4 protein-coding genes and 1 pseudogene are annotated in these 5,294 nt (G+C 60.2%); 1 reads left to right on the top strand and 4 read right to left on the bottom strand.

The features are described from left to right. Window positions 1-42: 42 nt before the first annotated feature. From HNS34_RS20410 to HNS34_RS20400, 3 genes are all read right to left on the bottom strand, one after another. Window positions 43-1,029, bottom strand: coding sequence for a restriction endonuclease subunit S (locus tag HNS34_RS20410; RefSeq protein ID WP_214647564.1), 987 nt, complete (start codon window positions 1,027-1,029; stop codon window positions 43-45). After that, window positions 1,026-2,546, bottom strand: coding sequence for a type I restriction-modification system subunit M (locus tag HNS34_RS20405; RefSeq protein ID WP_172321913.1), 1,521 nt, complete (start codon window positions 2,544-2,546; stop codon window positions 1,026-1,028). The genes HNS34_RS20410 and HNS34_RS20405 overlap by 4 nt, the downstream gene beginning before the upstream one ends. 109 nt (window positions 2,547-2,655) lie before the next feature. Beyond that, window positions 2,656-3,794, bottom strand: a protein-coding gene (locus HNS34_RS20400; RefSeq protein ID WP_172321912.1) for an IS3 family transposase whose coding sequence is annotated in 2 segments (ribosomal slippage) — window positions 2,656-3,530 and window positions 3,530-3,794 — 1,140 coding nt in all. Because the reading frame shifts where the segments join, the coding sequence is not laid out codon by codon here. 280 nt (window positions 3,795-4,074) lie between these two features. Between HNS34_RS20400 and HNS34_RS20395 the strand changes: the two genes are divergently transcribed. Next, on the top strand, window positions 4,075-5,010 hold the full coding sequence (locus tag HNS34_RS20395; RefSeq protein WP_172321911.1) for a hypothetical protein: 936 nt from the start codon (window positions 4,075-4,077) through the stop codon (window positions 5,008-5,010). Here the strand turns inward: HNS34_RS20395 and HNS34_RS20390 are convergent. After that, window positions 4,992-5,294: pseudogene (locus HNS34_RS20390) on the bottom strand (integrase); the annotation flags it as partial. The gene HNS34_RS20395 and the pseudogene HNS34_RS20390 sit on opposite strands and share 19 nt — an antisense overlap.

The following is a 5,294-nucleotide window of genomic DNA, read 5'->3' as shown; positions in this document are numbered from 1 at the left end:
TTTCAGTCCCATAGTCAGTCTCCTTTGTTGCAGTAAATGCTATCAAAGGAGCGGCATCAAACCGTGACAGGTCCAGAATGGCACGAGGGCCGCGTGGCCGATCAGTTCCAGCCCGAAGCTCTGCTCGGTGTTCGCTACGATCAAGTCGCCTGGGCGAATCTCATGTCGCGGCTTGAAGTCGCCATCGTAATACTTCGCCCCCTCGTCCTTGTATCCGCCGCCTTCGAAGATGGAGTTGAGATTATGCAGCGGCACGCCGTCACCAGAACCGCAGAGATGCTTGCCCTTGTAGCTGAGCCCGCGTGTCGCCCTGACATGATCTGCAAGCGGCTCTCGCTCCCATCCCCTCGGCAGGCCGTCGGGGCCGAAGCTGTCGGGGAAGAGGGCGGCGATGGTGGGGTCCATGTGGGCGGGTGGCTGGCCGAGGGCGCGGGCGTGGACGGGGTCGAAATCCACGAACCAGGAACGATAGAGCGCCCGCGCCATCTCCTCCAGCGTCGCGCTCATCCGGCGATTCAACTCGATCTTGTCGTCGAGGGCGCCGAGGGTGGCGGCAATACGATCTTGCTCTTTCTTGGGCGGAACCAGCAAGTCCAGCGCTCCAATCGTCTGGAGGTTGATGTTATCTTGAACGCTTCCAGTGCCGACGTTCTCAGATTGAATCTGCCGACGAAGATGGCGAAACAAGTATTCCACAAAGCGGACATTTGCCCTGCGCTCATCCGGAATGAAACCGACCACACTGTCAGGAAAACAAGCTGGAAAGTCCAGAATCGCCGTTTCCGCGATGTTGGCCGCGATCGTGATCGCCATTGTGCCTTTCGGCCAGAGTCGGCTCTGCGCCAGCCCCTTCTCTGAATAGGTCTGGGAGTATGACTTCACGAGACCCTGCGACGCCTTAACATCCCCAGTCTGGATGAATGGATATGGCCCGCCGTAGAGCGAGGGATCATTCCTCGGTCGGTGGCGAGATTTACCCCGGTTTACTTCACCGAGATCATTGAGGCTCACAATCCGCCAGTCCTTCATAGAAGGCTATCCAGTCGCAACTGGATCTCCTGCTCAAGCCGCCGCCCTTCAGCGAACTGCGCCCGAAGCTCCGCCGTCAGCCGGTCGAATTTCTCTTCGAAGGGCTCGCCATCCTCCTCGGCCGCGCCGGCACCGACATAGCGGCCCGGGGTTAGGACGAAGTTGTGCTTCGCGATCTCCTCCATGGAGGCCGCCTTGCAGAAGCCCGGCTCGTCGGCATAGGCGCCCGCGTCTGGCTCTCCACGCCAGGCGTGATAGGCGGCGGCGATGCGCGCGATCTCGTCGCGCGACAGCTCCTTCTGCTTGCGCGATCCCGGCACCAGCGCGCCCATCTTGCGGGCGTCGATGAACAGCACCTCGCCGCGCCGGTCGCGCAGCTTGGCATCCTTGGCCACGCCGTTCGACTTGTCCTTCGCCAGGATCCAGATGCAGGCCGGGATCTGGGTGCCGTAAAAGAGCTGCCCCGGCAGCGCGATCATGGCGTCCACCGCCTCGGCCTCGACCATGGCGCGGCGGATGTCGCCCTCACCCGAGGACATGGACGACATGGAGCCGTTGGCCATGACGACGCCCGCGATGCCGGTGCTGCCCAGCTTGTCGTAGATGTGCTGCATCCAGGCGAAGTTGGCGTTGCCGACCGGAGGCGTGCCGAATTTCCAGCGCCTATCCTCGGCCAGGATGTCACCGGACCAGTCCGAGATGTTGAAGGGCGGATTGGCCATCACGTAGTCGAACTTCTCGTCCGGGAAGGCATCGCGGAGAAGCGTGCCCTCGGCGTTCCACTGCAGGTTCGCAACGATCCCGCGGATGGCGAGGTTCATCCGCGCGAGGCCGTATGTCGTGTGGTTCCGCTCCTGCCCGTAGATGGCCAGATCGGCGCGGCGATACTTGTGCGCCTCGAGGAAATTCTCGGACTGGACCATGAAGGAGCCCGACCCATGGCAGGGCTCATACAGGCGGCCGCGCGCGGGTTCGATCATCTGGACGATGAGTTCGACGACCGGCTTCGGCGTGTGGAAGTCGCCGCCGCGCTTGCCCTCGCTGCTGGCGAACTCGGAGATGAAATACTCGTAGATGCGGCCGATCAGGTCGAAATCGCGGGGCGTGCCGTCGAATTCGATGTTCGAGAAAAGGTCGATAAGGCCGGTGACGATGGCCGGGTCCAGCGCCTCTCGCCCGAAGACCTTGGGGAGCGCGCCCTTGAGCTGCTCGTTGTCGGCCTCGATCGCGCGCATGGCGTTGTCGACCTTGACCCCGATGCCCTTGTCCTTGGCGTTAGCGGCCAGCGTGCTCCAGCGCGCGGCCTCGGGCACCCAGAAGATGCCCTCGGCGAGGTATTCGTCCACGTCCTCGGCCACGTCCTCGCCCTCGGGCAGCAGTTCGTCATATTTTCTCTGAAAGGCGGTGCCGATGTAGCGCAGGAAGAGCAGACCCAAGGCTACGTGCTTGTATTCGCCCGGGTCCATGGACCCGCGCATCTTGTCGGCCGCCGCGAAGAGCGTTCTCTCAATTGTCATTGGCTGTCCCTTTCCGGCGTTGGTTCGCCAGTCGGCTTTGTCGCGCCATAGAGGTGGTTCGGTTTGTTTGAACAGCTTCAGCTGTTTTCTAAGTGGATTCTCCGCTCGGTTATGCCGCGACCGGGATTTGTCGCGGCGTGATGTGATATGCCTGATCGGGTGTCTTCCCGTCCAGCGATGAATGCGGTCTCCTCGTGTTGTAGAATGTCAGGTATCGGCCGAGGCTGTCGCGGGCGGCCGAGACGCTGTCATAGGCGCGGAGGTAGACCTCCTCGTATTTGATGCTGCGCCAGAGCCGCTCGACGAACACGTTGTCCCGCCACGCGCCTTTTCCATCCATGCTGATTTGGATCTCGGCGTCCTTCAGCGCCTTGATGAAGTCAATGGACGTGAACTGCGATCCTTGGTCCGAGTTCATGATCTCTGGCTTGCCGAACCGGCGGATCGCCTCGTTCATTGCCTCAAGACATGGTGCGGTTTCCAGCGTGACCGACAGACGCCATGCCAGAACCTTGCGGCTGAACCAGTCCAGGACGGCAACCAGATAAACGAAGCCTCGGGCCATCGGGATGTAGGTAATGTCCATCGCCCAGACCTGATTGGGACGGTTCACCGCCAGCTTGCGCAGCAGATAGGGATAGATCTTGTGCCCCGGTGCCGGTTTCGACGTGTTCGGCCTGCGATACAAGGCTTCGATGCCCATGGTCTTCATCAGCGTCGCCACATGTAGCCGACCGAGCGTGAAGCCTTCCTGCCGGAGCAAGCCTTTCATCATCCGGCTGCCCGCGAACGGGAATTCCATGTGCAACTCGTCGATCCGGCGCATCAGTTTGAGGTCTGCGTCGCTGGTTGGGCGCGGCTCATAGTAGAGACTGCCCCGGCTGATTCCGAGAAGCGTGGCCTGCCTGGTCAGGCTCAACTTGTGATCCGGGTCCGTCATTTCCTTGCGCTCGACAACAGACCGGCCTTGTCGAGCGCGCCTTCCAAAAAATCATTTTCCAGCGTCAGCTGGCCAATCTTCGCGTGCAGGGTTTTGACATCTATATCGGGTGCCTTCGAAGCCTTCGGTCTGTCATCAAACACGCCGGACACCCCGTCCAGAAGCTGATCCTTCCATTGCTTGATCTGGTTCGGATGCAGATCGAACTGCGCCGCCAGTTCGCTCATCGTCCTGTCGCCCTTCAATGCCGCCAATGCGACCTTCGCCTTGAATGCAGGGCTGTGGTTCCGTCTGGGTCGTTTGGTCATCTTCGCTCCTTCGTCTCGGCAACGCTGCCGGATCAGGAGCGGAAAATCCACCTAACTCAACTGTTCAGATTTGCCGCGCCACCTCTCCATATCGTTATCGGTCGGGAAGTGCAGGAGATCAATCACGGACCGCATTGGTCGTTTGGAGAAGCTCTGCTCCCCCCATAAATCAGATTTTGCCAAAACCCGAACTGAGCGTGACCTCGGCAGGCTGTGCGAACTTTCGGACGCATCCAGCCGAAGCGGCGCTATAGCTAACCCACCATCAACGAGAAGCAGCATGACCGACACATTCCGTCCCTTCCGCACGTGTGATGAATTGCAACCACTGGCGGATCAATACTGGCGAGCGCACAATTGGTCACAGTATCTGTTTACCCTCGCCAATCACGAGCGCGCCGCCGCGCTCTTGGACCTGTTCCACCATGTAGAACGCCCATCCCGACTCTGGCCGCTGGTCAATGAGGTCTGGTCGATGTCGAATTGCATCATCGCGGATGAATCTATCTGGGATGAAATCTGGGCCAACGCCTACCGGCGCGACGGCACGCTGCGCAGGTGCCACAGGTTCATCATGCGCCCCGTCGACCGTCGCATCTTTGACGCCTTTCCCGAGACGGTTACTGTCTATCGCGGCTGCAACAGCTTTGATGCGAAAGGGGGCTATAGCTGGACCCTGAGCAAGTCGGTGGCGGAGTCCTTCGCGCACCGTGTCAGCCGGGTGCGTGGAGGACCGCTAATCGCAACCGCGTCTATTCCGCGCTGGTGCCTGCTGGCATATTTTGACGAGCGCAATGAGCAAGAGATCGTCGTGGACCGCCATGTGCTGGACGGATACGGGTTTGAGATCGAAGTTGAGTGCGCATCGCCGAAACAGGATGAAGCCGAGTATTATCCTGGCGGGTTAAGTGAACTTTTTCGTATCATCGCCGGAGCGTCTATCGACGTGGCGCAGCTCGCGAACTTTCTTACGCATCCCGTCGCGGCGGTGCTAAAAGTAATTGCGACCTGTTCCCTGGATCGCATTATGACCCTCTCGACTGACCTTGAACGCCTTACGAAGGCCCGCCACATCTTGGCGCAGCTAGTCCTGATAGACCGGGTTTACCTGCCGATCTTTCAACGTCTTGAACGTGAGATTGCAGACCTAGAAGCCGAGCGCGGTGCACTGGACCGTGCCCGGTCCCTGATCCAGTCTCACAGGGCCGCAGGATGAACCACGTCAGCCAATTGCGCCAGTGACGCCCCTGCCCCATACCGCTCACGCTTCAACGCATGGCCGAACAGATCGCGCCGGATACGTTCATCGACACCGGCCGCCAAGAGCCGATCCTCAAACGAGTGCCGCAACCCATAAAGACTATGATCCGGCGTCTCTAGCAGCCCATTTTCGCGCAGATATTTGTTCACCGTTGCCGACAGCGCGGATAGTGTCCCGGGAAATGGTGTAACTTTGCTCTTCGGCCTTGGCTCGGCCGCAGTTACAGGGCGGCGATTGTC

It is taken from the genome of Alterinioella nitratireducens, from assembly GCF_013155465.1.
GTDB classification, from domain to species: Bacteria; Pseudomonadota; Alphaproteobacteria; order Rhodobacterales; family Rhodobacteraceae; genus Alterinioella; species Alterinioella nitratireducens.
This window is presented reverse-complemented; position numbering and strand designations above follow the sequence as displayed.

Excerpts from the sequence above, each read along its gene's own strand:
- HNS34_RS20410 (WP_214647564.1), bottom strand. The coding sequence starts at position 1,029 with ATGAAGGACTGGCGGATTGTGAGCCTCAATGATCTCGGTGAAGTAAAC.
- HNS34_RS20395 (WP_172321911.1), top strand. The coding sequence starts at position 4,075 with ATGACCGACACATTCCGTCCCTTCCGCACGTGTGATGAATTGCAACCA.
- HNS34_RS20405 (WP_172321913.1), bottom strand. The coding sequence starts at position 2,546 with ATGACAATTGAGAGAACGCTCTTCGCGGCGGCCGACAAGATGCGCGGG.